At 73.8% G+C, this 26,258-nt stretch carries 23 protein-coding genes and 2 pseudogenes; 16 read left to right on the top strand and 9 right to left on the bottom strand.

The window, feature by feature from the left end; all coding sequences use genetic code 11:
* Positions 1-600: 600 nt before the first annotated feature.
* Both ACGF12_RS17965 and ACGF12_RS17960 read right to left on the bottom strand, forming a co-directional pair.
* Positions 601-1,608 carry an MsnO8 family LLM class oxidoreductase gene (locus tag ACGF12_RS17965; protein WP_393030444.1) on the bottom strand — a complete coding sequence of 336 codons (1,008 nt, stop codon included), beginning with the start codon at positions 1,606-1,608 and terminating at the stop codon, positions 601-603.
* 108 nt (positions 1,609-1,716) lie between these two features.
* Complete coding sequence (locus ACGF12_RS17960; protein WP_393030393.1) at positions 1,717-2,916, bottom strand: peptidoglycan-binding protein; 1,200 nt, start codon at positions 2,914-2,916, stop codon at positions 1,717-1,719.
* Between the two features lie 336 nt (positions 2,917-3,252).
* On the opposite strand from ACGF12_RS17960, the gene ACGF12_RS17955 reads away from it, so the two are divergent.
* From ACGF12_RS17955 to ACGF12_RS17910, 10 genes and pseudogenes are all read left to right on the top strand, one after another.
* Positions 3,253-4,317: a hypothetical protein gene (locus tag ACGF12_RS17955; RefSeq protein WP_393030391.1), complete on the top strand. Its 1,065-nt coding sequence runs from the start codon at positions 3,253-3,255 to the stop codon at positions 4,315-4,317.
* 217 nt (positions 4,318-4,534) lie between these two features.
* Positions 4,535-6,145, top strand: a pseudogene (locus tag ACGF12_RS17950) (AMP-binding protein); the annotation flags it as partial.
* Positions 6,146-6,562 (top strand): acyl-CoA thioesterase, encoded by a 417-nt coding sequence (locus tag ACGF12_RS17945; RefSeq protein ID WP_387626118.1) that lies wholly within the window; start codon positions 6,146-6,148, stop codon positions 6,560-6,562.
* A gap of 14 nt (positions 6,563-6,576) precedes the next feature.
* Complete coding sequence (locus ACGF12_RS17940; RefSeq protein ID WP_393030440.1) at positions 6,577-8,970, top strand: FAD-dependent monooxygenase; 2,394 nt, start codon at positions 6,577-6,579, stop codon at positions 8,968-8,970.
* Positions 8,971-8,972: 2 nt separating this feature from the next.
* A complete protein-coding gene (locus ACGF12_RS17935) occupies positions 8,973-9,944 on the top strand; it encodes a carbon-nitrogen hydrolase family protein (protein WP_393030388.1) in 972 nt (323 codons plus the stop codon).
* Complete coding sequence (locus tag ACGF12_RS17930) at positions 9,941-11,065, top strand: cupin domain-containing protein (RefSeq protein WP_393030385.1); 1,125 nt, start codon at positions 9,941-9,943, stop codon at positions 11,063-11,065. Before ACGF12_RS17935 ends, ACGF12_RS17930 begins: the two co-directional genes overlap by 4 nt.
* A gap of 25 nt (positions 11,066-11,090) precedes the next feature.
* The gene (locus ACGF12_RS17925; protein ID WP_393030382.1) at positions 11,091-11,984 is read left to right on the top strand and encodes a fumarylacetoacetate hydrolase family protein; all 894 of its coding nucleotides are present in this window, start codon (positions 11,091-11,093) and stop codon (positions 11,982-11,984) included.
* 37 nt (positions 11,985-12,021) lie between these two features.
* Positions 12,022-12,774 (top strand): Asp/Glu racemase, encoded by a 753-nt coding sequence (locus ACGF12_RS17920; RefSeq protein WP_393030379.1) that lies wholly within the window; start codon positions 12,022-12,024, stop codon positions 12,772-12,774.
* 110 nt (positions 12,775-12,884) lie between these two features.
* Entirely contained in the window at positions 12,885-13,766 is an 882-nt protein-coding gene (locus ACGF12_RS17915) for a PaaX family transcriptional regulator C-terminal domain-containing protein (RefSeq protein WP_393030376.1), read from the top strand.
* The gene (locus ACGF12_RS17910) at positions 13,724-15,367 is read left to right on the top strand and encodes an amidohydrolase (RefSeq protein ID WP_393030373.1); all 1,644 of its coding nucleotides are present in this window, start codon (positions 13,724-13,726) and stop codon (positions 15,365-15,367) included. The genes ACGF12_RS17915 and ACGF12_RS17910 overlap by 43 nt, the downstream gene beginning before the upstream one ends.
* A 34-nt stretch (positions 15,368-15,401) precedes the next feature.
* Here ACGF12_RS17910 and ACGF12_RS17905 read toward each other — a convergent pair whose 3' ends face one another.
* The 3 genes and pseudogenes from ACGF12_RS17905 to ACGF12_RS17895 all read right to left on the bottom strand — a co-directional run.
* Positions 15,402-15,920 carry a universal stress protein gene (locus ACGF12_RS17905; protein WP_393030370.1) on the bottom strand — a complete coding sequence of 173 codons (519 nt, stop codon included), beginning with the start codon at positions 15,918-15,920 and terminating at the stop codon, positions 15,402-15,404.
* Between the two features lie 105 nt (positions 15,921-16,025).
* Entirely contained in the window at positions 16,026-16,634 is a 609-nt protein-coding gene (locus tag ACGF12_RS17900; RefSeq protein WP_393030367.1) for a hypothetical protein, read from the bottom strand.
* Between the two features lie 53 nt (positions 16,635-16,687).
* A pseudogene (locus ACGF12_RS17895) lies at positions 16,688-17,188 on the bottom strand (alcohol dehydrogenase catalytic domain-containing protein); the annotation flags it as partial.
* A 267-nt stretch (positions 17,189-17,455) separates the two neighbouring features.
* Between ACGF12_RS17895 and ACGF12_RS17890 the strand changes: the two are divergent.
* The 3 genes from ACGF12_RS17890 to ACGF12_RS17880 all read left to right on the top strand — a co-directional run bounded on the left by ACGF12_RS17890 (position 17,456) and on the right by ACGF12_RS17880 (position 19,873).
* Entirely contained in the window at positions 17,456-18,097 is a 642-nt protein-coding gene (locus ACGF12_RS17890) for an alpha-ketoglutarate-dependent dioxygenase AlkB (RefSeq protein ID WP_393030364.1), read from the top strand.
* A 70-nt stretch (positions 18,098-18,167) separates the two neighbouring features.
* Complete coding sequence (locus ACGF12_RS17885) at positions 18,168-18,926, top strand: VOC family protein (protein WP_393030361.1); 759 nt, start codon at positions 18,168-18,170, stop codon at positions 18,924-18,926.
* Between the two features lie 236 nt (positions 18,927-19,162).
* Complete coding sequence (locus tag ACGF12_RS17880; protein WP_393030358.1) at positions 19,163-19,873, top strand: alpha/beta hydrolase family protein; 711 nt, start codon at positions 19,163-19,165, stop codon at positions 19,871-19,873.
* 56 nt (positions 19,874-19,929) lie between these two features.
* Here ACGF12_RS17880 and ACGF12_RS17875 read toward each other — a convergent pair whose 3' ends face one another.
* Positions 19,930-20,454: a universal stress protein gene (locus ACGF12_RS17875; protein WP_393030356.1), complete on the bottom strand. Its 525-nt coding sequence runs from the start codon at positions 20,452-20,454 to the stop codon at positions 19,930-19,932.
* A 226-nt stretch (positions 20,455-20,680) separates the two neighbouring features.
* Positions 20,681-21,352 carry a TetR/AcrR family transcriptional regulator gene (locus ACGF12_RS17870; RefSeq protein WP_393030353.1) on the bottom strand — a complete coding sequence of 224 codons (672 nt, stop codon included), beginning with the start codon at positions 21,350-21,352 and terminating at the stop codon, positions 20,681-20,683.
* A gap of 128 nt (positions 21,353-21,480) precedes the next feature.
* On the opposite strand from ACGF12_RS17870, the gene ACGF12_RS17865 reads away from it, so the two are divergent.
* Positions 21,481-22,296, top strand: coding sequence for an MOSC domain-containing protein (locus ACGF12_RS17865; protein WP_393030350.1), 816 nt, complete (start codon positions 21,481-21,483; stop codon positions 22,294-22,296).
* 67 nt (positions 22,297-22,363) lie between these two features.
* On the opposite strand, the gene ACGF12_RS17860 is transcribed toward ACGF12_RS17865, so the two are convergent.
* Positions 22,364-22,756 carry a ribonuclease gene (locus ACGF12_RS17860; RefSeq protein ID WP_380613530.1) on the bottom strand — a complete coding sequence of 131 codons (393 nt, stop codon included), beginning with the start codon at positions 22,754-22,756 and terminating at the stop codon, positions 22,364-22,366.
* Between the two features lie 290 nt (positions 22,757-23,046).
* On the opposite strand from ACGF12_RS17860, the gene ACGF12_RS17855 reads away from it, so the two are divergent.
* The gene (locus ACGF12_RS17855) at positions 23,047-24,567 is read left to right on the top strand and encodes a carboxyl transferase domain-containing protein (protein WP_393030346.1); all 1,521 of its coding nucleotides are present in this window, start codon (positions 23,047-23,049) and stop codon (positions 24,565-24,567) included.
* Positions 24,568-25,115: 548 nt separating this feature from the next.
* On the top strand, positions 25,116-25,487 hold the full coding sequence (locus ACGF12_RS17850; protein ID WP_393030343.1) for a transglycosylase SLT domain-containing protein: 372 nt from the start codon (positions 25,116-25,118) through the stop codon (positions 25,485-25,487).
* Positions 25,488-25,670: 183 nt separating this feature from the next.
* On the opposite strand, the gene ACGF12_RS17845 is transcribed toward ACGF12_RS17850, so the two are convergent.
* Positions 25,671-26,129: an HD domain-containing protein gene (locus tag ACGF12_RS17845; RefSeq protein WP_393030340.1), complete on the bottom strand. Its 459-nt coding sequence runs from the start codon at positions 26,127-26,129 to the stop codon at positions 25,671-25,673.
* Between the last annotated feature and the right edge of the window lie 129 nt (positions 26,130-26,258).

Raw genomic sequence — 26,258 nt, 5'->3', positions numbered from 1 at the left:
GTTCGACACGGAAGGCTACTGCCGGTTTCCATATGACGAACATTCCAATGGCATATTCACACCGGCAGCAGCAAATTCCAGCCAAGGTGTGACGGTGCGTCAGCCTTGCCTGACAGGCAGAACCGCTGGCCGGTCGGCCATCACCGAGCGCCGCCCGTCAGCCACCTGGCACGGGACCTTGGCTGATACCGGGCTGAGCGACAGGGTTTCGGAGCCGAAAGTGCGATAAGAGGACGCGAGCGATGGAGCGTCGACGCCGGGCAGTCGTGTCGGTCGAGGCCTGGGCGGACAGGTCGAGTCCGCACGGACACGACGAAGGGGCTCGTTCCGCTGGACGGAACGAGCCCCTTCGGGTGGAGCGCCAGGCCCGGGTCGCACGGACTCTTCCTACTGAAAGTAGGACGTGCTCTGGTAGCACCGCTGACGCCTGTTCGAGAGATCCCCGCTTCGGAAGATCATTTCCTCTCGACGGGAAAAACAGTAGCAGCTCATCACCCCTGGTCAGAAATCGCCGCCGGACGAACGCCACCGCTCCGCCGGACCCGGCTCACGCTCGGCCCGGCAGCGCCCGGTAGCCGGCGATCAGGCGTGCGGGCCCGCTCACACCTGGCCGACGGCCTCGGCGAGCAGTCGGTAGGAGTCGAGCAGCTCGGCGCGGTCGTAGGTGCTGGTCACGACCAGGAACTCGTCCGCGCCGGTGCGCGCCACCAGGGCGGCGAGCTCGGCGGCAGCCTGCTCCGGGGTGCCCGCGATGTGGCCCTTCAGTGACTGCTCGAACGCGGCCCGCTCGCGCGCGCTCATCGCCCGCGCCAGGATCTCGGCGGCCGGGTCCAGCGGCGGGAACTCCCCGTGGGTGCGGGAGTACGCACCGGCCCAGGCCTCCGGGACGAGCAGTTCGCACGCCCGCTCCTCGGTCTCGGCAACCGCGACCGTGCCCGAGACCACCACGTACGGCTCAGCGGTCTGCGCGGAGGGGCGGAACCGGGTGCGGTAGCGGTCGATCGCCCCGAGCATCCGGTCCTCCCCGCGTGCGGCGGCGATGACCAGCGGCAGCCCAGCGTCGGCGGCCAGGTCGGCGCCCGCGCCGGTGGCCAGGACGAAGGCCGGGACGTGCAGGCCTTCGGCCGGCCGGGCGTGGACGTCGCGGTGCACCCGCTGCGAGCCGTCGAAGTAGCCGAGCAGCTCGGCCAGCTGGGCGCCGAAGTCGTCCGCGGCGTCCTTCTCCCGCCCGAGCGCCCGCCGGACCCCGTCGGTGAAGCCCACCGAACGGCCGAGCCCCATGTCGATCCGCCCGGGGAACAGTGCCGCCAGCACCCCGAACTGCTCGGCCACCACCATGGGTCGGTGGTTCGGCAGCATCACCCCGCCGGTGCCGACCCGGATCCGCGTGGTGGCCGCCGCCACCGCCGCGGCGAGCACCGTCGGCGCCGAACCGGCCACCCCGGGCACGCCGTGGTGCTCGGAGACCCAGAACCGGTGGTACCCCAGCCGGTCGATCTCCCGGGCGAAGGCCACCGTGTCCCGCAGCGCCTGCGCCGGCTCCTCGCCCCGTCTGGTGCGGGAGCGGTCGAGGACGGAGAGCCTGGTCGGGGGCGTAGCGCTGGTCACGTCGGTGGACAACACCCACCCGCCGCGCGGGCATTCCCCGCCGGGCCGGGGCCGCCGCCTCGGGCGACCCCGGCCCGCCGCCTCGGGCCCCGGGACAGGCCGCGAGCCTCAGTCCGTCACCGTGAAGTCCTGCGCCGCGCCGAGCCGGTGGAGCGAGTCCCGACCGGGGATCCCGTCCGCGGCCCCCGCCGTGTACCCGCACCGCCGCTGCCAGCCCGCGTACGCGGTGACCGTAAGACTGCCGAAGGAGCCGTCCACCCAGCGCTGTTCGAGCAACCCCTCGTCAGCCAGCGCCTGTTCGACGATCGCCACCTCGGCCCCGTACGTCAGGTGCCCCTGCTCGGCCCCCGGATCGCTGCGCGCCGCCGCCACCACGTGTGCCAGCGAGACGGTGCGCGGCCCGGGCAGGTAGCCGAGCAGCCGCCGCAGCGAGGCCTCGCCGGGAACGCCGTCCGCCGCCTGCCCCGTGTAGCCCAGGCTCTGCTGGTAGTCGGCATAGTTCTCGGTGTCCGCGTCCGTCCAGTCCGGCCCGGGCCCGGACCGGTAGTGGGCGCCGAAGCCGTGCCCGACCAGCGCCCGCCCGACGGTGGTCACCTGGTAGCCGTGGGCGCCGTAGCCGTACGCCAGGCCGTTGATACCGACCTGGTACCGGGCCGGACCGGAGTCCCCCGGCGGCACCGGGTACTGCCGCGAGGGCGGGGAGGGCGTGGAGCCGGAGCCGCCGGTGAAGGCGGGCCAGGAACCGGGATCGATGTGGTCGTTGAAGGGCACGTGGGCGTGGGCGTACCAGCCGCCGACGGTCTCCCAGACCCGCTCGTCGCGGTGCTCGGAGAAGTCGGTCGGACGGCCCATCGGCCACACGTCGGGCACGCCCCAGGAGGAGATCCAGGCATGGATCCGGTCCCAGCCCGCGCACGGGGTGTCGACCAGTCGCGGGTAGACGGTGCCCTGGTAGCGGCAGTACGGGAAGAACACCGCCTCGATCTGGATCACCACCCGCCCGGCGCGGTTGGTGCGGGTCGGGCTCTGGGCCGGGCTGAGCAGGCTCTTCGAGCGGGAGTCGGCCGGGAACAGCTGCGTCGTACGACCGCTGAACGGGTCCCAGACCAGGTGCGGCGCGTCACCGGCGCCGCTGCCGGTGAAGTACCCGACGAGGTCCTCGTAGCTGCACCAGTCCTGCGGTGCGGCGGCGGTCGCGTTGCGGTCCCAGGTGATGTGCGCGATGGCCTTCGGCGGGTACTGCTGGTCGGTCGGCGCGTGGTCGCCGAGGTCGTGGATCTCGGCACCGGGCAGCCACAGCTCGGGCATGCGGACTCCTCCGAACGGCGTAAGGACGTCACTCGGAAGTATCGGCACGTCCGCGTTCGGAATTGACCCCCGCGGCGAGACCCGCGGCGGCGAACCGCCCGGTCCCGCTCTGACATTCGGATCATCGACAGCAATTCGCCACCGCGTGCGAGCCGCTCACGCTCGGGGCTCACTCCACGCCGCCCACGGCGACCGCCCGGTCGAACCGAACCCGCCGTTCGCCCCCGACGTCCGGGAGCGGTTGCAGTTACGTCTCCGTTCAGCTCGACGGGGGTGTGGAGCGGCCGCCGGTCCGGGATCGTAGGGGCAACGACTCGTGCGGCGGGGGGAGTTGCCATGGGGGACGACCGGGACTTGGTAACGGGCGTGGCGGGGGCGCTGGTCCGGCTCGCCCAGGGGGCGGCCGGCGGGCCGGGGCAGGCGGTGGCCGAGGTGGTGCGGGCCCGGTTGCGGCTGATGCCGGAGGGGGCGCGGGCCGTGGCGGTGCTCGAGGCGAGCCCCCACGATCCGCGGGCCCGGGAGGGACTGACCGCCGCCGTCACCCGACTGCTGGCCACCGACGTGGCGTTCGCCCAGTACGTGGCGACCACCGACCTCGGAAGACCCGCCGACCCGACGACCGTCCAGCTACGGATGGGTCCGGAGGCGGATCCGGCGACCGTCCAGCTGCGAACGGACTCCTCGGGGCCGAGCACCGTCCAGCTCCGGGTCGATCCGGCGGTCGCCCGTGCCCAGGCCCTGGCCGCCCGGCGCGGCAACACCGCGATCATCGTCGCGCTGGCGCTGGTCCTGATCGCCGCCCTGGTCGCGCTCGGGATCCACCTCGGTTCGCGCCCGCTGCTGCATCCCAACGGCCCCGACTTCGCCCACGCCGCGCGGACCATCCGCGACCCCGCGCAGGTGCAGGGGGTGCTGCCGGACGTGGCGGCGATGCCGGGCGGCTGGCAGGTGGAGAGCGGGCCGCAGTCCGGGGCCGGTTCCGGGGCCGACGTGCCCTGTCTGCTCCCGGACGCCTGCGACCGGCAACTCGCCTACGCCACCGTGACCTTCCGTGCCGTACCCGTCCAGTCCGTGCAGTTCACCGTGGTCACCTTCGCCTCCCCCGAGACGGCCGGGCGGGCCTTCGCCGGCAGGCTCGCCCTCGTCGACGGCGAGGGCGACGCGACTGCGGTGACCATCCCCTCGATCGGCGACCAGAGCGCCGCCCGGGAGCGCGGTTCGTCGATGGCGGAGGCGCTGGTCCGGGTCGGCTCGACGCTACTGTACGTACGCGACCAGGGCCCGGGGGCGGCCGTCGCGACGCCCGCCCTGACCCTGTTCGCCCGGCTGCTCGCCGAGCGCGCCCAGCAGGCCCAGGACGGCCGCACCCCGGACGCGGCCTTCCACGCCGACGTCACCTGACCGACGAGGAGACCGCCGCCCGGCGGCACCACACGCCCCACGCACCCCACCCGCCCCGCAGGCCCCACCCGGCCTGCGGGGCGTTCCGTCTGCCGCCGCGCCCGCCATCCGACGCCCGGCCGCCCCTGTCCTCCGAATGCATGTATCGCTCTCTTGACTGGCGTCACGAGCGCGCCATACTGGCTCTACTCCCGCTCGCCCGATGAGGTGCCCGCCCATGGAGCTCTCCCCCTCAGCACATGTGGACACGTTCAGCCGCGACCATCTCCCGCCCTTCGACCAGTGGCCCGAACTCCTCTTCGAACTACCGGAGTTGGCCTACCCCGACCGCCTGAACTGCGCGGCCGCCCTGCTCGACGACACGATCGCCCGCCTCGGCCCCGACCGCCGCTGCCTGCTCACCCCCACCGACCGGTGGAGCTACGGCGACCTGCGCGACCACGCCGACCGGATCGCCCGGCTGCTGACCGACGACCTGGGTCTCGTCCCCGGCAACCGGGTGTTACTACGCGGCCCCAACACCCCCTGGTTGGCGGCCTGTTGGCTCGGCGTCCTGAAGGCCGGCGGGGTGGTCGTCACCACCGTGCCGCTGCTGCGCGCCACCGAGCTGACCGAGCTGATCCGAGTGGCCCGGCCCACCGTCGCCCTGTGTGACCACCGCTTCCTCGCCGAACTCCACCAGGCGAACGCCCCCGACCTGCGCGTACTCCCCTTCGGCGGCACCGGCCCCGAGGACCTCACCGTACGCTCCGCCACCCAGCCGCGCGGCTTCACCGCCGTGCCGACCGCCGCCGACGACGTCGCGCTGATCGCCTTCACCTCCGGAACCACCGGCCGGCCCAAGGCCACCCTGCACTTCCACCGCGACGTGCTGGCCAACGCCGACACCTTCTCCCGCCACCTGCTCCGCCCCACCCCCGACGACCTGTTCGCCGGCACCCCGCCGCTCGGCTTCACCTTCGGCCTCGGCGGCCTGCTGGTGTTCCCGCTGCGGGCCGGCGCCGCCAGCCTGCTGCTGGAGCAGGCCACGCCCGACCAGCTCGCCGAGCAGGTGGCCCGCCACGGCGTGAGCGTGCTGTTCACCGCGCCGACCGCCTACCGGACGATCCTGGCCGCCGGGCTGGCCGACCGGCTGGCCGGCGTGCGGCGCTGCGTGTCGGCCGGCGAGCCGCTGCCCGCCGCCGTCTGGGAGGCCTTCCACGAGGCCACCGGGAAACGGCTGATCGACGGCATCGGCGCGACCGAGCTGCTGCACGTGTTCATCTCGGCCGCCGACCAGGACATCCGCCCGGGCTCCACCGGCCGCCCCGTGCCCGGCTACCGGGCGGCGATCCTGGACGAGCACGGCGACCCGGTGCCGGACGGCCGGCCCGGCCTGCTCGCGGTCAAGGGCCCGACCGGCTGCCGCTACCTGGACGACGAGCGCCAGCGCGGCTACGTCCGCAACGGCTGGAACCTCACCGGAGACACCTACGTCCGCGACCGGGACGGCTACTTCTGGTACCAGGCGCGCCACGACGACATGATCGTCTCGGCCGGCTACAACATCGCCGGGCCCGAGGTGGAGCAGGCGCTCGCCGGCCACCCCGCGGTGGCCGACAGCGCCGTCGTCGGCTCGCCGGACGAACGGCGCGGCACGGTGGTCAAGGCGTACGTGGTGCTGCGCGAGGGCGTGTCCGCCGGGCCGGAGACGGTCAAGGAACTCCAGGACCACGTCAAGCGCACCATCGCACCGTACAAGTACCCGCGTGCCGTGGAGTTCGTCACCGAGCTGCCACGCACCCCGACCGGCAAGCTGCTGCGCGCCGAACTCCGCAGGAGGTCCGCCCTGAAACCCGCCAGCGTCACCATCGAGCGCCGGGTCGAGTGGTCCGACACCGACGCGGCCGGGCACTACCACTTCTCGGCCGTCCAGCGCTGGGCCGAGGCCGCGGAGGCGACACTGCTGCGCCGGCTCGGGCTGGCCGAGCTGTTCGGGCGGATCCCCCGGGTGCACTTCGAGGCGGACTACCGCGAGCGGCTCTGGTTCGGGGACGTGGTCCGCACCGAGCTGCGGGTGCTCCGGGTCGGCGGCTCCTCGCTGCACTACGCCTTCGAGGTGCACGGCCCGCAGGGGCTGGCCGCCAGCGGCCGGATGTCGGTGGTGCACGCCGCCCCGCACTCCAAGGGCGCCGAGCCCTGGCCCGCACCGGTGCGCCGGGCGCTGACCGAGGCCGGTCCGCAGCAGGCGGAGGTGCTGGCGTGACGACCGGGGCAGGCATGACGGGCGGAGCGGGTACGGCGGCCGGGGCAGGCATGACGGCCGCGGCCCGCCGGATCGCGGTGCTCGGCGCCGGCCCGGGCGGGCTCTACTTCGCCGCCCTGGCCAAGCAGTTGGCACCGCACCGGGAGATCACCGTGTTCGAACGGGACGCCCGGGAGGACGAGTTCGGCTTCGGCGTGGTCTTCTCCGACGAGACCCTGGACGGCATCGCCCAGGCTGACCCGGCGGTCTTCGCCGCGATCAGCACCGAGTTCGCCCGCTGGAGCGACATCGACATCCGCTACGCCGGGCAGGTCCGCACCAGCGGCGGCCACGGCTTCGCCGCCCTGGACCGCAACCGCCTGCGCGCCATCCTGCAACAGCGCTGCGCGGAGCTGGCGGTGGACGTGCGCTACCGCACGCCCGCCCCACCGGTCGAGCAGCTGTCAGCCGAATACGACCTGGTGGTGGCCGCCGACGGCATCCACTCCGCCACCCGGGCGGCCCACCCGGACACCTTCCGCACCGAGCTGGACGCGCGGGACTGCCGCTACATCTGGCTCGCCACCGACCGGGTTTTCGAGGCCTTCACCTTCATCGTCGAGGAGTTCGACTTCGGCGTGCTGCAGGTGCATGCCTACCCGTACAGCCCGACCCGCTCCACCTTCATCGTCGAGATCGCCGAGGACGCCTGGCGTCGCGCCGGCTTCGAGGCCTTCGCCGCCCGGGAGTTGGCACACGGCGAGAGCGACGAGGAGAGCGTGAACCGCTGCGCCGACCTGCTCGCCGGCCACCTGGACGGCCACCGGCTGATCCCCAACGCCTCCCGCTGGATCCGCTTCACCACGGTACGGAACGCCAGTTGGCGCCACCGCAACGTGGTGCTGCTCGGTGACGCCGCGCACTCCGCGCACTTCTCGATCGGCTCGGGCACCAAGCTGGCCCTGGAGGACGCCCTTGCCCTGGCCGCCGCGCTGAGCGAACAGCCTACCCTGGACGGCGCCCTGGCCGCCTACGAGGCCGAGCGCCGGCCGGTGGTCGAGTCCACCCAGCGGGCCGCACAGGCCAGCCTGGAGTGGTTCGAGACCGTCGGGCGTCGCACCGGGCAGGGCATCGACCAGTTCGCCTTCAACCTGCTCACCCGCAGCCGCCGGGTCACCTACGGCAATCTGCGCGCCCGCGACCCCGCCTTCGTGGACGCGGTGGACGCCGCCGTCGGCGGCTCGCCCGGGGTGCCGCCGATGTTCCGGCCGCTGAAGCTCGCCGCGCTGGAGCTGCGCAACCGCGTCGTGGTGCCCCCACTCGCCACCTTCACCTCCCCCGACGCGCAGCCCAGCGCCTTCGACCGGGCCCAACTGACCGCCCACGCGCTCGGCGGCGCCGGACTGGTGCTCGCCGGAATGACGGCCGTCAGCCCCGAGGGCCGGGCCACCGACCGCTGCCCCGGGCTGTGGAGCGACCGCCAGGAAGCGGCCTGGACCGAACTCCGCGACGCCGTACGGGCGGTGAGCGACACCCCGGTCGGCCTCCAGCTCACCCACGCCGGCCGCCGGGCCGCGACGACCGTGCCGGGACCGGACGGCATCGGCCGCCCGCTCGCCGAGGGCTGGCCGCTGCTCGCCGCCTCGCCACTGCCCTGGGACGCCGACAGCCCGACCCCGCACGAGGCCAACGAGGTCCAACTCGCGGCCGTCACCGCCGACTTCGCCGCCTCCGCCGAGCGGGCCGCCCGGGCCGGATTCGACGTGCTGGAGCTGCAGTTCGGCCACGGGCACCTGCTCTCCTCCTTCCTCTCCCCACTCACCAACCACCGCACCGACCACTACGGCGGCCCGCTCGCCCACCGGCTGCGGCTGCCGCTGGAGGTGCTGGCCGCCGTCCGCGCCGTCTGGCCCGCCGGCCGGCCGCTGCTGGTGCGGATCTCGGCCGCCGACTGGGCCCCCGGCGGCACCACCGAGGCCGAGGCGGTGGCGATCTGCCGCGCGCTGGCCGACGCCGGCGCGGACGCCCTGGACGTGTCCACCGGCGAGGTCGTCTCGCACCAGCGGCCGCCGTACGGACGCGGCTACCAGACGCCGTTCGCCGAACTGATCCGCGCCGCCACCGGGCTGCCCACCGTCGCGGTCGGCGCGATCTCCGGGCCCGACGACGCCGACTCCGTGCTGCTGGCCGGCCGCGCCGACCTGGTCGCGATCGGCCGCGCCCACCTCCACGACCCGCTCTGGACCCTGCACGCCGCCGCCGACCAGGGCTACACCGGCCCGGGCGCCCGCTGGCCCGAGCCGTGGCGGGCGGGCAGCCGCAAACCGCCCGGCCCCGGCGCCGACCGGGTCGCCCCGCGGCTGCACCTGCTGCGCGAGCCGGCCCCACCCGTCCACCGCCGCTGGCTGCCCGTTCGAGCCGAGGAGTGAGCATGCCGGACCTGCCCCGCTTCACGGCCGCCGCCGTGCAGGCCGCCCCGGTCTACCTGGACCCGGTCGCCACCGTGGACAAGGCCGTCGCCCTGATCCACGAGGCCGCCGACCACGGCGCCGAACTGGTGGTCTTCCCCGAGGTCTTCGTCCCCGGCTACCCCTACTGGAACTGGACGATGACCCCGGTGCAGGGCTCGCCCTGGTACGAGCGGCTCTATCGCGCCGCCGTGGACGTCCCCGGCCCGTACGTGGACACCCTGCGGGCCGCCGCCCGGCAGACCGGGGTGGTGCTGGTGATCGGCGTCAACGAGCGCGGCCGGCACAGCCTCGGGGTGCTGTACAACACCCTGCTGATCATCGGCTCGGACGGCGAACTCCTCGGCGTGCACCGCAAACTGGTACCCACCTGGGCCGAGAAACTGACCTGGACCCAGGGCGACGGCAGCTCGCTGAAGGTCCACCGCACGGCCGTCGGCCCGCTCGGCGCGCTGGCCTGCGGCGAGAACACCAACACCCTGGCCCGCTTCACCCTGCTGGCCCAGGGCGAACTGGTCCACGCGGCGAGCTACATCGCCCTGCCGGTGGCTCCCGAGGACTACGACATGGCCGAGGCGATCGCGCTGCGCGCCGCCGCCCACTGCTTCGAGGGCAAGCTGTTCACCGTGGTCTCCTGCTCCACGATCTCACCCGAGATGGTGGAGCTGATCGCCGGCGAGGACCAGCAGGTCCGCAAGCAGCTCGCCCGCCCGCGCAACGCGCTCTCCGGCATCTTCGGCCCGGACGGCCGGGCGGTCACCGAGCCGCTGGTGGACGAGGAAGGCATCGTCTACGCCGAGATCGACCTCGGCCGCTGCATCCAGCCCAAGCAGATGCACGACATCGTCGGCCACTACAACCGCTTCGACGTGTTCCGGCTGCACGTGGACAACCGCCCGCTGCGACCCCTGGTACTCCCCGAGGAGGAGACATGACCGGCGAAAACAGCTACGACGACGACCGGATCGGCCGCGCGAGGGTCAACGACAGTCCCGAACTGCTGGCCTACTACGAGGAGTTGGCCAAGCACGAGGCCGGCGCCCTGTGGACGGTGGCGAACGAGATCGAGCCCTGGTACCCGCAGCCCCGGTCCGTCCCGGTGCTCTGGCGCTACGCCGACCTGCGCCCTCTGGTCCGCAAGGCGCTCCCACTGGTGAAGGCCGACGACGCCGGCCGCCGGGTGGTGATGCTGGTCAACCCGGGCCGCCGCGAACTCAGCGCCGCCGTCGGCCTGTTGTACACGGGTCTGCAGATCATGGGCCCCGGCGAGGCGATGACCGCGCACCGCCACCAGGCCTCCGCGCTGCGCTTCGTCCACGAGGGCGCCGGCGCCTGGACCGTCGTCGACGGGCAGAAGCTCAAGGTCGGCCCGCGCGACTTCGCGATCACCCCCAACAACACCTGGCACGAGCACGGCAACGAGGCCGAGGACAACCCGGTGATCTGGCAGGACGGCCTGGACATCCCGCTGGTCAACACCCTCGACGCCAACTTCTACGAGGTCCACCCCGAGCTCTACCAGCGGCCCGGCCCGGTGGTGAACTCCTCGCTGCTCAGCTACGGCGGCAACCTGCTCCCGTACGGCGTCGAGAAGTGGACCCGGCCGTACTCCCCGCTGCTCGGCTGGCCCTGGGAGCCCAGCTACCACGCGCTGTGCCAACTCGCCCGCGCCACCGAGGGATCGCCCTACGACGGCGTGGTGATGGAGTACACCAACCCGGTCACCGGCGGCTCGGTGATGCCCACCATGGCCGCTCACCTGCAACTCCTGCGCCCCGGCCAGGCCACCCGCGCCCACCGGCACACCGGCTCGGTGGTCTACACCGCGGCCAAGGGACGCGGCGTCTCGGTGATCGCGGGGCAGCGCTTCGAGTGGCAGCAGGGCGACATCTTCGTCGTCCCGTCCTGGGCCTGGCACGAGCACGCGAACCTCGACCAGGGCGAGGACGCCTGCCTGTTCTCCTTCAACGACTTCCCGGTGATGCACTCGCTCGGCCTCTACCGCGAGGAGGCCTACCCGGACCACGACGGACACCAGCCCACCACCGCCTCGTAACACCCGACACGGGAGCACCGCAACCATGCATCTGCTGACCTACTGCGCCGACGGCGACGACACCCCGCGCCTCGGCGCCCGGATCGGCACCGACCGGGTCGCCGACCTGACCTCCCTCGCCACCGCCGCCGGGGCCCGACTCCCGAGCGACCTGCTCGGGTTGATCCGGGCCGGGGCGCCCGCGCTGGCCACCGCCCGCGAGCTGCTCGCCGCAACGCCGGACACCCGGCCGCTCGCCGAGGTCTCGCTGCGCGCCCCGCTGCGTCCGGGCAAGATCATCGGCATCGGCCTCAACTACGTGGAGCACGTGGCCGAATCGCACCGCAGCCTGGACACCGAGCGCGAACTCCCGGACCGCCCGGTCCTGTTCGGCAAGCCCGCCACCGCCGTCACCGGGCCGGGCCAGCCGATCCTGCACAACGCCGACCTCACCAAGCAGCTCGACTGGGAGTGCGAACTCGCGGTGGTGATCGGCGAACCCGCCTACCGGGTAGCCGAACAGGACGCCCTGCGGCACGTGTTCGGCTACAGCATCGTCAACGACATCAGCGCCCGCGACCAGCGCCGCTCCGGGCAGTGGTTCTTCTCCAAGGGCCAGGACAGCTACGCGCCGTTCGGCCCGGGCGTGGTCACCGCCGACGAGATCCCCGACCCCCAGCGGCTCGACCTCTCGCTGCGGGTCAACGGCGAGCTGCGGCAGAACTCCAACACCCGGTACATGCTGTTCGGCATCGCCCGGCTGATCGCCGACATCTCCTCCGGCATGACCCTGGAACCGGGCGATGTGATCTCCACCGGCTCCCCCTCGGGGGTGGGCGCCGGGATGGTCCCGCCGCAGTTCCTGCAGCCCGGCGACCTGGTCGAGGCCACCATCGAGCGAATCGGCACGCTCGCCAACCCCGTGATCGACGCCCGCTGAGCGCCCGCAGAGTGCCCGCAGAAAGGAGCACCCGCTGATGCCGACGTACCGGATCGGCCAGATCGTCCCGAGTTCCAACGTCACCATGGAAACCGAGGTCCCCGCCCTGCTGCGGGCCCGCGAGGCGGTCGCCCCCGATCGGTTCACCTTCCACTCCAGCCGGATGCGGATGACCAGGGTCACCCCCGAGCAACTGCGCGCCATGGACGCCGAGTCCGACCGCTGCGCCGCCGAACTCTCGGACGCCCGGGTCGATGTGATCGGGTACGCCTGTCTGGTCGCGGTGATGGCCACCGGCCCCGGCTACCACCGCGAGGCCGAGCAAAGGCTGCACCGGCGCACGGCCGAGAACGGCGCGCCCGCGCCCGTGGTCACCAGCGCCGGCGCCCTGGTCACCGGCCTGCACACGCTCGGCGCCAAGAAGGTCGCCATGGTCACCCCGTACCTGCGGCCACTGGCCCGTACGGTGGTCGACTACCTCGCCCAGGAGGGCATCGAGGTGCTCGACCACGCCGCCCTGGAGATCGCCGACAACCTCGACGTGGCCGCCCACGACCCGGCCCGGCTGCCCGCGATCGCCAAGGGCCTCGCGCACGCCGAGGCCGACGCCGTGGTGCTCTCCGCCTGCGTGCAGATGCCCTCGCTGTCGGCCGTCGAGGAGGCCGAGCAGCAGCTCGGCAAGCCGGTGGTCTCGGCCTCGATCTGCACCACCCACCAACTCCTGCGCGCCCTCGGCCTGCCCGCCTTCGCCCCCGGCGCCGGGCACCTGCTGTCCGGCGCTTACGCATAGCTGCCCGTGCGCGGTCACCTGCGCACGGGCTCCCGCGCGCGGACACCCGCACCCGGAACGCGACACCGCCGCTATGATCACCACCAGCCGTCGGGGAGGAGGGCCCAGGCATGTCGGAGAGCGCGCCCCGGCCCAGCTCCCTGATCCACACCATCTACGGCGAGTACGTCCGCCGCCTCGGCGGCTGGATATCGATCGCCGACCTGATCGCGCTGATGGCCGAACTGGACGTCGACGGCCCGGCCGTCCGCTCGGCGATCTCCCGGCTGAAGAAGGCCGGCACCCTGCTCCAGGAACGCCGCACGGGCACCGGCTACCGGCTCGACCCCGCGATGGACCCGGTGTTCGAGGAGGGCGACCGGCGGATCTTCCACAGCCTGGAGCCCGCCGAACTCGCCGACGGCTGGGTGGTGGCGGTCTTCTCGGTGCCCGAGTCCGAACGCGCCCACCGCCACCAGCTGCGATCCCGGCTCAGCTGGCTCGGCTTCGGCAACGCCGCCCCCGGCGTCTGGCTGGCGCCCGCCCGGCTACTGCCCGACGCCCGCCGCCTGCTGGAGCGCCTCGGGCTGAGCGCCTACGTCCACCTCTTCCTCTCCGCCGAGTACGCCGGCTTCGCCGAACTCCGGACGGCGGTGGCGAGTTGGTGGGACCTCCCGGCGATCGAGGCGCAGTACGCGGCCTTCACCGACGCCTGGCGCCCGGTCGCCGACGAGCTGCGCGGGCAGGAGCGGACCGACCCGGTCCAGGCGTTCCGGGACTACGTGCCGATGCTCACCGAATGGCGCCGGCTGCCCTACCTCGACCCCGGCCTGCCCGCGCCGCTGCTGCCCGCCGACTGGAACGCCGTCCCGGCCCGCGCCGTGTTCACCGAGTTGCACGGACGGCTCGCCGAGCCCAGTCTGCGATACGTCGAGAAGGTCACCGGGCTGTCCCACTCCCAGGAGCCGCCATGTCCGACGGAAAGACCGACCACTCCCCCGCCGACCTGCTGATCCGCGCCGCCGCCGTCCACACCCTCGACCCCGGTCGGGCCCCCGGCGAGCCGCCGCAGCGGGCGATCGCCGTCACCGGCGGCCGGATCACCGCCCTCTCCCCCGAGCCCGCCGGCCTGGACGCCCTGATCGACCCCGGCACCGAAGTGGTGGACGCCCCGGACGCGACGGTGCTGCCGGCCTTCGACGACACCCACACCCACCTGATCATGGCGGGCCACAGCGTCCACGGCGTCCCCGTCCACCGCGCCCACGACCTCGCCGAGTTCCTCGACCTGATCCGCGAGCGCGCCGCCCGCACCCCCGCCGGGGAGTGGATCCGTACCACGGTCAACTGGCAGGAAGTGCTGCTGGCCGAGCAACGGATGCCCACCACCGAGGAGTTGGACGGCGCCACCGCCGACCACCCGGTGCTGGTGCGCCGTGGCGCGTACAACATGGTGCTCAACTCGCCCGCGCTGCGCCTGGCCGGGATCACCGATGCCACCGAGCCGCCGCCCGGCGGGGTGATCGAGCGCGACGACCGGGGGCGGCTGACCGGCCGGCTGATCAACCGGGCGATCGAGCCGGTCGAACGGGTGCTGCCGCGCCCGACCCTCGCCGAGCGGATCGAGGGCCTGCGCGCGGCCTCCGCCGACTACGCCGCCACCGGGATCGGTACCGTTCGGGACTGCCTGGTGCCGGTGGAGGACCTCGACGTGCTGCACGCGGCCCGCGCCGAGGGCGCGCTCGCCGTGCGGGTCCGGGCGCTGGTCTCCGGCTTCGCCGCCCGCACGCCGGAGCAGGTGGACGCGCTGCTGGACCGGATGGACGACTGGCGGGCGGCCGGCCGGGACGACGACCGACTCCGCGTGTGGGGCGTCAAGTTCGGCATCGACGGTGGATTCGAGGCGGGCGCGCTGGAGCAGCCGTACCAGGGGCAGCCCTGCTACCACGGGCGGCTGCTCTGGGAGCCCGGGGACCTGCTCGCGGCGGTGGACCGGGTGGTCGGGCGCGGCTGGCGGGTCGGCGTGCACGCCTGGGGCGATCGCGGCCTGCGGGTGCTGCTGGACGTCTTCGAGCAGGTGGTGAAGCGCCGCCCGGGCCTGCCGCCCGGCACCCTGGTGGTCGAGCACGGCGGGTTGGCCCGGGCCGACCAGCGGGCCCGGGCGATCGCGCTCGGCGTGCCGGTGACCGTGCAGCACCCGCTGCTGCACGACGGCGCGCTCGCCCAGCAGCGGACCTGGGGCGAGGAGCGCACCGCGGCACTGTTCCCGCTGCGCGAGTGGCTGGACGAGGGAGCGCAGCTCTCGGCGGGCTCGGACTTCCCGGTCGGCCCGTACGGGGCGATGGTGTCGGTGTGGGGGATGACCACCCGCGACACCACGGCCGGGGTGGTCGGCCCGGAGCACGCGATCGGGCGGGCCGAGGCGATCGCGCTGCACACCGTGAACGCCGCCCGGCTGACCGGCGAGAGCGCCGAGCGCGGCTGCCTGCGGCCGGGCGCGCTCGCCGATCTCACGCTGTGGCCGCTGGATCCGCTGAGCTGTCCGGTGGACGCGCTGCGCGAGCTGCGGCCCGCCCGTACGGTGGTCGGCGGACGGACGGTGCACCGGAGTTGACGGATGGTCAGATGTCGCCGTTGCGGGTCGGCACTCAGGCCGCGATGAGCTCCCGCAGGTCGACGCCGCGGTGCAGCGCGCGCAGGTCCTCGTGCAGGGTGGACGGCGGGACGACGAGCACGCCGCACGGCGCGTGGTCGAGGCAGTAGCGGCTGACCGAGCCGCGCAGCAGCCGGCGCAGTCGTCCACGCGTCGTGCCGTGGCGGCCGGCGCTGATCACCAGCAGGTCGCCCGGCCGGTCGGCCAGCTCGGCGAGCACCTGACCGGCCTCGCCGCGCATGACCAGCGGCCGCACCGGCACGCCGACCGGCAGGCCGCCGAAGGCCTGCTCCAGTGCGCGCTCCAGCCGGGCCTCGGCGGCTTCCTGCCAGGCGCGCAGCAGCGGCGGGCAGGGCCGGGCGCGGTAGTTGCGCTCGCCGCCGACCGGGGTCCAGGCGAGCACCGGGACCAGCACGGCCTGCCGGGCGCGGGCCTCCTCGGCCGCCCGGTGCAGGGCGGTGAGACTGTGCAGCGAGCCGCTGACTCCGACGATGACGCGCGCGACGGGCGACATGATCCTTCACTTTCCGATTCCAAGACGGTTCCGTGTCTGCGATTATGCTGCCACTATCTCGCCATTGCCTGCAAATCGAAGGCATTAACTGAATATCGCCTTGCATCAACCGATGGATGGCCCGGCTGCCCCCTCGGCCGGTCGGACCTCCTGCAACAGCCCCCAGGTGAAGTCGGCCGTCCACGCGCGCACCCGCCCGTCCGCGTCCGGCGCCTCGAAGTCCAGCTGGAACCGGGTCGGCGCACTCCCCTCGCGCGGCACGGCCCCCGGGAAGGCGGCGCCCACATCGCCCACCACGCAGCCCCACGGCGCCAGGTCCGCCCGCGTCCGCAGCACGAGGGCAGGAGCACCGACCGCCCGGACCAGCCACTCGTTCAGCAGCGGCGCACCGATCCCCGCCGGGCCGAGCAGGATCTCGAAGCGCAGCTCGGGCCAGAGCGGCAGCGCCCACTGCCGCGCCACACATGCCAGATCCCCGATCCGCCGCGGCAGGCTCAGCTCCGCCGGCCCCAGCACCGCGGTGTACCGGGCGGCGCCGCGCGGGAACCGGGGCGCGCGGACCATCGCCTGCCAGCGCTTGTTCGCCTCCCGCATCGAGGCACGCGTGGCACCGAGCCGCCGCACCGCGTCCTCGACCAGTTCGGGGTGGTGGTCGGCCATCCGACGCAGCAGTACGAGCTGGAACTCGGTGACCCCGAAGCCGTTGATCGCCATGGCGGCAGGCTAGCGGCCGGATGGAGAGCCCGCCCGTAGCTCCGGCCGGGCATCAGCGGGGAGTACGTGGAGATGCCCGCGCACATCAGCGGGGCAGCCTCGTCCAAGGGGAGAGCCCCGGGGACGCGGACGACGAAGTCGTCATTGACCACGATGTGCGTGGAGTAGCCACCCTGGGTGAGCGTGCCGTCCTTGTCGACGGAGCCGTACGTGAGGGTGTTGCCCTTCAGGCAGTACTGCTCCTCGCCCCTCAGGCAGGGCGCGCACTCCCGGCAGGAGTCGACCATGCAGCCGACGCCGACGCGGTCACCGACGGCGTACCTGGTGACCTCGGAGCCGGCCTCGGCGACGAAGCCGGCGATTTCATGGCCGGGGACCACGGGACAGGAGGCAGGACCCCACTCGCTGCGCACGTTGTGGATGTCCGAGTGGCAGATACCGACGTACTCGATCTCGATCAGGACGTCGTGCGGGCCGACGTCCCGTCTCTAGACGGTCGTGGGGGTGAGCGGTTCGGTCGCGGACGTCGCGGCGTAGGCGGGAACGGTGAGCACGTCGTCTCTCCCGTACGTTCGAGGGTGCGTGCCGAGCAAGGGCGGAATGCCCGCGTGCCTTCGTGCCGGTCCACAGGTGACACATCCACCCTGCGCCACAACCCGGGCCAGAGCCACCTGGGCGGGGTGGCGGCCGGCAGCCGTTCCGGCCGGTGGTGGCGCGCATCGTGATCGGTGCGGGCCGAGACCAGATCGTTCGAGACGAGACGGTGAGCGACGGAACCAATTGTTCGAGCAGGTGTTCGATTCAGGGCGTAGGCTGGCTCCATGCACAGCACCGTCCACCTCCAGCCCTCGCTGTTCGACGACGGCGACACCGGGGGCGTCCGCCTCGGCCCGCTCGACGGCCTGCGACGGCTGGCGCTCGGCGACGGCGCCTGGCTGGACGTGCTGCCCGGCTGGCTGCACGGAGCGGACGAGCTGTTCGAACAGCTGGCCACGACGGTGCCCTGGCGGGCCGAGCGGCGCGAGATGTACGAGCGGACGGTCGACGTCCCACGGCTGCTCGCCTCCTACTCGGCGGAGGCCGAACCGCCGCACCCCGTCCTCGGCGCGGCCCGCACGGCACTGAGCAGGAACTACGCGCCGGAACTCGGCGAGCCGTTCCGCACCCTCGGGCTCTGCTACTACCGGGACGGCCGGGACAGCGTGGCCTGGCACGGCGACCGGATCGGGCGCGGCGCCCGCGAGGACACCATGGTGGCGATCCTGTCGGTCGGCGAGCCGCGCACGCTGGCACTGCGGCCACGCGCCGGCGGCGGAGCCGTCGTCCGCCGACCGCTCGGCCACGGCGACCTGGTGGTGATGGGCGGCTCCTGCCAGCGCACCTGGGAGCACGCGATCCCGAAGACGGCCCGCCCGGTGGGCCCGCGGATCAGCATCCAGTTCCGCCCGTACGGGGTCGCCTGAGGCCCCCGCTTGCCGCCCGCCCGCCGGGCGCGGAGGCTGACGAGTGGGCCGATGGCACCAGGAGGGCGGCATGCCGAAGGCGGGCCGGTACCACGAGGGCGTCCCGTGCTGGGTCGTGCTGACGACCCCGGACGTCCCGCGCGCGCAGCGCTTCTACGGCGCGCTGTTCGCCTGGGAGTTCGTCCCGACCGGCCCCGGCGAGGCCGTCGCCACCCGCCACGGCGCGCAGGTCGCGGCGATCGCCTCCGCACCCCGGGCGGCGTCCGCCGCCTGGAGCACGTACCTCGCCTGCGCCGACCTGAGCCGTACCGTCGCGCTGATCCGTGCCACCGACGGGCGGATCGCCCGCGAGCCGTACGAGGTGCCCGACCAGGGCCGCGCCGCCCTCGCCGTCGACCCGCTCGGCGCGCCCTTCGGCCTGTGGCAGGGGGACGCCGTCGACGGCGCCGGGCTGGTCAACGAGCCGGGCACGCTCGCCTGGAACGAGCACCTCTCCCCCGACCCGGACGCCGCCCGCGCCTTCTACCGCGAGGTCTTCGGCTACGGCTACGACCGCCCGCGCGCGGGGCACACCCTCGCCCGGGTCGCGGGCCTGCCCGCCTGCGGGATCGGCCCCTCCGACCCCCCGCGGGCCGGCGCCGCCTGGCGCACCCACTTCGGCACCGCCGACGTCGACCGCGCCGCCGCCCGACTCCACACCCTCGGCGGCAGCGTCCTCACCGACCCCGAGCCCACGCCCTTCGGCCGCTCGGCCCTGGTCCGGGACGACGCCGGCGCGGAGTTCGTCCTGATCGCCGTCCCGTCCGACGAGTCCGCGGAGGCCGCCTGAGACGACCGGTCACTTCCTGGGAGCCGAGGGGAAACGCGAACGGGGCCCGGTACCTGAGTAGGTACCGGACCCCGTCCGACCGTGGAGCGCCAGGCCCGGGTTGCACGGACTCTCCCTACTGAAAGTAGGACGTGCTCTGGTAGCACCGCTGACGCCTGACGAGGAATCATCTCCCTCGCGACAGGAAGTACAGTACCAGTTCCATGATCAGGCACCGAATCGGAGGGGAACCCGGCATGACGAGCACTCAACCTGAGGTCGTTCCGTACGCGGACGGACGCCTGCTGGACGTCCACCGCCCGACCGCCGGCGCCGCCGGACCCGCCCCGGTCGTGCTGCTCTGGCACGGCTCGGGCCCGGACGAGCGCGACGTGATGGCGACGCTCGCCCAGGAGGCCGCCGGGCTCGGCCTGCTGGTGCTCGTCCCGGACTGGCGCTCCGACCGCGAGGACCGCGGTCGCGCCGACCTGCTCGCCTCGCTCGCCTTCGCCCGCCGCAACGCCGCCGCGTACGGCGGGGATCCGGAGCGCTTCGTGCTGGCCGGCTGGTCGCTCGGCGGCCGGGAGGCGGTCGCCGTGGCCACCCACCCCGACACCCCCGCCGAGCTGCGTCCCACCGCCGCCGTCGGCATCGCCTCCGCCTACGGCCGCCCGGCCGCCACCACCGGCGACTGCCCGCTCGACCTCCTCGCCGCGAGCCCGTCCCCGGTCCCGATCCGGCTGGTGCACGGCACGACGGACGAGGTGGTTCCGGCGGAAATCACCCGCCAGTTGCACGCCGTCGTACCGACCGCCGAGCTGCTCGAACTCCCCACCGACCACGCCGGCGTGATCATGACCGCCTACAGCCCCGAGGCCCAACGCTGCCTGCCCGCCACGGACCCCGACACCCTGAACGCCGGTCGCCGGACCGCCGCCGTCCTGGCCCGGGCCGCCGGCCTGCCGTAGCCGGACCGCCGTAGCTGCCCGGTCACAGCCGGCCGGCACCGTCGGCGCCCCGGGGCTCAGTTCCCCGCCACCAACTCCCTCAGCCCGTGCCCGCGTTCCAGCGCCTCCAGGTCCCGCTGGAGCGGCGGGCGCGGCACGGTCAGCACCGGGCAGGTGGCGTGCCGCACGCAGTAGGCGGTGACCGACGGCCGGATCAGCCGGGACAGGCGGCCGCGCTCACGGCCCGCGCCGAGCACCAGGACGTCCCCGGGCCGGTCGGCGCTGCGCACCAGGGTGTGGGCGGTGTCCCCGCGGACGGCCTGGCAGCGCAGCCGGGCGCCGGCGTGGCGACCGGCGAAGGCCTCGTCGAGTGCCTGCCGCAGTCGCGCGACGGCGGCGTCGCGGCCGGCGTTGAGCACCGGCGGGCAGACCGAGCGGCGGTATCCGAGCTCGTCGCCGGGCGGGGTCCAGCACAGCACCGCGAGCACCTCGACGTCCGCGCGCCGGGCCTCGGCGACCGCGCGGTGGAGGGCGGCCAGGCTGCCGAGCGAGCCGCTGACGCCGACCACGATCCGGCCCTCGTCCGCTCCCGTGTCCGCCATGGCCCGCCCCTTCCGCTCCGTCCGCGTCACCGAACCGACCCGCGCCGTGCTCCTCGTCCGACCGACGCACGCCGCCTCCACCAGCCCGGCCACGCCGTCTCCGTACGACCGGACCGGGCCGCGTCACCCCAGCAAAGCCGCCCGCGCCCCGCCCGCCCTGCCCGTTGACACGGCCCTGACGCCGCACCCGACGTTCCGTACGCGTCCCTGATGCGCCCGGGGTCGGTCAGGCCTCCGGTGCCTGCGCCTCCCACAGGTCGGCGAACATCCGGTCCAGGTGCTCCTCGCCGATCGGCGGGACCGGCAGCGGGTGGGTGGCCTGCGCGCGGAAGCCGTCCAGCAACAGTGCGAGGTAGCGGCGCCAGAGGTCGGGGCGCAGTTCGGTGGCGGCGGGCAGGGCGCGGCAGAGCGGGCCGAGCAGGAAGAGCAGGTCCATGGTGACCACGTCGCGCCGCATGGTGCCCTGCTCCTGGGCGCGGGTGATCAGGACGCCGACGGTGACGGCGTGTCCGCGGCTGATCTCGGTCATTCCGGGCATGGCCGGAATGGCCTGGGTGACCAGGTCGTTGATGCCCCGGTCGGCGGCGACGAGCTCGAAGATCCGCCCGAAGTAGCGTTCCAGGCCGGTCCAGGCGTCCTCGGCGGCGAGCGCCTCCTCCCCCGCCGTGGCCAGGCCGGCCCCGGCGTCCGCGAAGACCTCGGCGATCAGCGCCTCGCGGGTCGGGAAGTGCCGGTAGAGGGTGGCGTTGCCGACGCCGGCCTCCTTGGCGATCTGGTCCAGGGGGACGTCGAGGCCGTGTCGGGAGAACATCTCGCGGGCGGCGGCGAGCAGCAGGTCCCGGTTGCGCTGCGCGTCGCGCCGGAGCCGTCCCGGGGGGTTCGCGCTGCTCGGTGCCATGCCCCGACCCTAGCAACCGCGCGGCCGCCCGGTGTTCGGCGGCTCGTCACCGGCACCGGCGCCGGCAACTACCCTACGAGGAAACGGAGAAGCCGCTTCCGATGCGGCTGGAGAGTACGGGGGGAAAGATGGCCACAGTGGTGGAGTTGCGGTACTACCCGGTGAAGGGCTGCGCCGGGGTGGTGGCGGAACAGGCGGAGCTGACCCGGGCCGGCCTGGCCCACGACCGCTCGTTCATGGTGGTGGACACGGAGGGCGTGTTCCGTTCCCAGCGGCGGGACCGGCTCCTGGCGACCGTCCAGCCGACGGTCCTCGGGGGCGACCGGCTGGCTCTCGCCGCGCCCGGGGTGGAGCCGGTGGAGTTCGCTGTCGACACCGAGGGCCCGCGCCGCGAGGTGCGGATGTTCGACACGCCGTACGCGGCCGTCGACCAGGGCGAGGAGGCCGCCGGGTGGCTCTCCGAGGTGCTGGGCGCGCCCAGCCGGCTGGTCCGGGTGCCGCCGGAGCACGACCGGGTGACCGACGGACTGACCCCGGGGACGTCCGGGTTCGCGGACAGCTCCGCCGTGCACCTGCTGTCGCGTTCCTCCCTGGACGACTTCAACGCGCGCTCGGACGGGGCTCCGCTGCCGGTGGACCGGTTCCGCCCGAACCTGGTGGTGGACGGCTGGCCGGAGCCGCACACCGAGGACCTGCTCCGCCGGTTCACCGTCGGCGGCGCGGAGTTGGGCTACACGAAGCTGGCGATCCGCTGCGCGGTGACGCTGGTGGACCAGTCGACCGGCGCCAAGGCCGGCCCGGAGCCGCTGCGCACGCTGGCCCGCTACCGCCGCGCGGCGGCCGGCGGCGTGGCGTTCGGCAGCAAGTTCGCGGTGGTGCGGCCGGGCACGCTGCGGGTCGGGGACGAGGTGGCGGTGAGCGCCTGGGGGCCGTCCGACCTGTAGGGCCGGTCCCGGTACGCCCGTGGCCCCGGCGGGAAAGTTCGCCGGGACCGCGGTCGTGCCGGGGGTGTCAGCAGGTCTGGTCGATCAGGGAGAACGTGGCGTAGTGGTCGCCGGTGTAGTAGTCCTCCTGGTACTGCTGGCCGGTCACGATCCGGCGGGCACCGCGGGTCGGGGCGCCCGGGGTGATGACGGTGTACTCGTGGTAGTACCCGTAGGACTGGCCGGGCAGGACGCTGTCTCTGTTCTGGAACACCACGCCGTCCTGCGAGTACGGGAACGGCCCGTCGGAGGCGATCAGGTTGAGGGTGTCGGTGGCCTCCGGCGGCAGGGTGGACAGGCACACCGTGCCGCTCACGTCGGCGTGCGCGTCGGTGGCGACGGCGACGGGGGCGAGGGTCATCATGGCGACGGCGGTGATGGCGGCAGCGCGAGACTTCCACGCGCGTAGAGTGCGGGTCATGTCGACCAGTGTGGCGGGCCACCGACAACTCCGGAACCCCTGAGTCAACTTTTTACCGACGGGTAACTCTCTTGCCCCATCAGGGACTTCAGCCGTATGCCCACCCCGGGGCGACTCGCCCCGAAGCCGTCCACGAACCGCCCGCACCATCCTTGGGTCGACCGCCATCGAACTACTGCGAGCGCCGTTGTCGGCCTGCTCACACCTTCACATCCCTCCCACAACGCGACATCGGCGCCGCATAGAGTGGCGCACCGTGTCGGGCCGGAACGATCTCTGACGGGGTGGACATGGGTACGGGAACGGGCACTTCGCTGACGGCGCACCAGCTGATCGGACTGCTGGTCGACCCGGGGAGTTTCCAGGGCTGGGACGAACCGCCGGCCGTCGATCAGGCCGACCCCGGCTACCGCGCCTCGCTCGACCGCGCCCGCGAACGCACCGGCCTGGACGAGGCCGTGCTCACCGGCCTCGGCCGGATCGACGGCCGGCCGGTCGCCCTGGTCGCCTCCGAGTTCGGCTTCCTCGGCGGCTCCATCGGCGTCGCCACCGCCGAACGGATCACCCGGGCCGTCGAACGCGCCACCGCCGAGCGACTGCCGCTGCTCGCCCTGCCCGTCTCCGGCGGCACCAGGATGCAGGAGGGCTCGGCGGCCTTCCTCTGCATGCTCCGCATCACCGCCGCCGTCCAGGCGCACCGCGCGGCCGGCCTCCCCTACCTCACCTATCTGCGCAACCCCACCATGGGCGGGGTCTTCGCCTCCTGGGGCACGCTCGGCCAGCTGGTCTTCGCCGAGCCCGGCGCCCGGCTCGGCTTCCTCGGGCCGCGGGTCTACGAGGAGCTGCGCGGCGTGGAGCTGCCCGCGGACGTCCAGCGGGCGGAGACGCTGGCCGAGCACGGGCTGGTGGACGCCGTGGTGCCACCGCAGGAGCTGCGCGAACTGCTCCGCCGAACACTCGCCGTCCTCGGCGCCACGCCTCCCCCCAGTACGGGCGACCTTCGCGATGACGGCACCGCCCCCGCCGACGAGCAGCCCGCCGAGCACCCCGACGCCTGGGACTCCGTCCGCCGCAGCCGCCGCCCCGACCGCCCCGGCACCCGTGAACTGCTGCGTCGCACCGCCGAGGAGCTGGTGCTGCTGGACGCGCCCGGCGGCCGCGGTGGCGCGCTGGTCCGGGCGCTCGCCGTGCTCGGCGGCCGGCCCGTCCTGGTCGTCGGGCAGCAGCGGCAGAGCCCGGAGCACGAGCGCCCCTTCACCGCCGCCGACCTGCGGGCCGTCCGCCGCACCGCCCGGCTCGCCGAGCAGCTGGGGCTGCCGCTGGTCACGGTGGTGGACACGGCCGGGGCCGAGCTCTCCGCCCAGGCCGAGCTGGACGGGATCGCGGTGGAGATCGCGCACTGCCTGACCACCCTGCTCGCGCTGCGCACGCCCGTCCTCGCCGTCCTGCTCGGCCAGGGCTCCGGCGGCGGGGCGCTGGCGCTGCTCCCGGCCGACCGGGTGCTCGCCGCCGGGCACGCCTGGCTGGCGCCGCTGCCGCCGGAGGGCGCCTCGGCGATCGTCCACCGGGACGGCGCGCACGCGGCCGAGCTGGCCAGGGCCCAGGGCATCGGCGCCCACCACCTGGCGGAGGTCGGGCTGGTGGACGAGGTGGTCCCGGAGCTGCCGGACGCCGCCGAGGAACCGGAGGCCTTCTGCGCCCGCATGGGAGCGGCGCTCGGAACGGCGCTCGACGTCCTGGCGGCCACCGGCGAGGCGGAACGGCTCACGGCCCGGGCGGCTCGGCACCGGCGGCTGGGCGACGTTCGGTGATCGATGTTCGGCGATCGATGTTCGGCGATCGGGCGACGTTCGGTGAGCCCGCACCTCCGGACCGCGAGGGGATCGTGTGGCGCCGGGCACAGATCGTCTGCACCCAAAGTGGTGTGACCGGATCGCCTGGTGACAGTCGCCGCTCCTAAACGGTGAGCGCACTCACAGTCGAATCGAACCTCCGACGGGCGGTAGTGGCGCCCTCCCGGCCGTTGACACGCCACCGCCCAGGGTCCCACTCGACTGGCGTTTTCCCAGCTCAGCGCAGATCCGGGCACCGCGCGCCGCCGCCCCTTCGAATCCACGGCGGCCACCACCGGTACGACCGGGCGTCGTAACAAGGGGGTCTTGGCGACGGCCGATCCCATCTGCCAACAATGGCTCTCGTCGTCAGCCGCACCGGCCTCCTGTCCCGCCGGTGAACGGCTTACCGCCGAGTCGCGCCCCACGACCGCAACGGCCCCTGTCCGGCCCGTGGTCCTGGGTGGGGCGCGACTCGACCCAACCCGATTGAGGTCCTGTCTTACATGCCCGCTTTCAAGCTCCGTATGCGCACTTCCGCCGCGATTCTCGCCGGCACCGCCGGTCTGACCGTCCTCGGCGGCGTTCTGCCCGCCACCGCGAACGCCGCCACCGTGTCCCCGAAGGCCATCGCCAAGCAGATCGTCCCGGCGAACCAGCTGGCCTCGTTCAGCCAGATCATCTTCCACGAGTCCAGCTGGAACGTGCACGCGACCAACCCGAGCTCGGGCGCGTACGGCCTGGCCCAGGCGCTGCCGGGCTCCAAGATGGCCTCCGCGGGTTCGGACTGGCGGACCAACCCGCGCACCCAGATCAAGTGGGCGCTGAACTACATGAACACCCGCTACGGCAGCCCGAACGCCGCCTGGGTCTTCTGGCAGCACCACCACTGGTACTAAGCCGACCCACCACCGGCGTACCGACTTCCACCCGCCTCCTGACCACTCCCCCCTCACCCCGGGGGTCGGACAGGGACCACCGGGGTGACCCGACAGGGCCCGGGCCCGCGCGATCCGCGTGGCCCGGGCCCTGTCCTGGTTTCCCCGATGCTCACCCGGCTCCGCGGTTCACGGCTCCCCGGTTCACAGCTCCCCGGCGAGCCCGAGCAACTCCCGCATCCGCGCGTACTTGGCGGCCAGCCGCTCGGCGGTCGCCCGGTCCAGCGAGGCCAGCCGGGCCGGGTCGGAGTTGTGCGCCAGATCGGCCCGCTTGACCAGCAGCGCGCCGGGCGTGGCCAGAATGCGCGCGGTGTACTCCTCGACCGGCTCGTCCGGGCGGCGGGTGAGCGCGTCCACGATCGCCTTGGTCGTCTCCGGCAGTGCGGCCGCCGCCAGCCACTCCCGGCTCAGCCGGTCGTCCTCGACGGTGTCGTGCAGCCAGCCCGCCGCGATCTGCGCCTCGCTCCCGCCGCGTGCCTTCGTCCCGGCGGCGACCGCCGCGATGTGCTCGCTGTACGGGTGCCCGTTCTTGTCCACCTGTCCCCGGTGGGCGCGGCGCGCGATGGCCTCGACCTCGGACAGGCTCAGGTACTGCTGCTCCATCGGCTCATCGTAGGCCCGTGATCTTCGAGTCGGCACCTGCTGGTTTACTGCCCCGGGGCTCCACGGCGCCCAGGGCCACCGCCCCGGGGGGCTGACGCCCTCCCGCGGGCGGGCGATCCCCGCCGAACC

The sequence above is a fragment of the Kitasatospora sp. NPDC048296 genome, assembly GCF_043201815.1.
In the GTDB taxonomy this organism is placed as follows: domain Bacteria; phylum Actinomycetota; class Actinomycetes; order Streptomycetales; family Streptomycetaceae; genus Kitasatospora.
The sequence above is the reverse complement of the archived record's forward strand: the minus strand, read 5'-3'. Positions and strand labels throughout refer to the sequence as shown.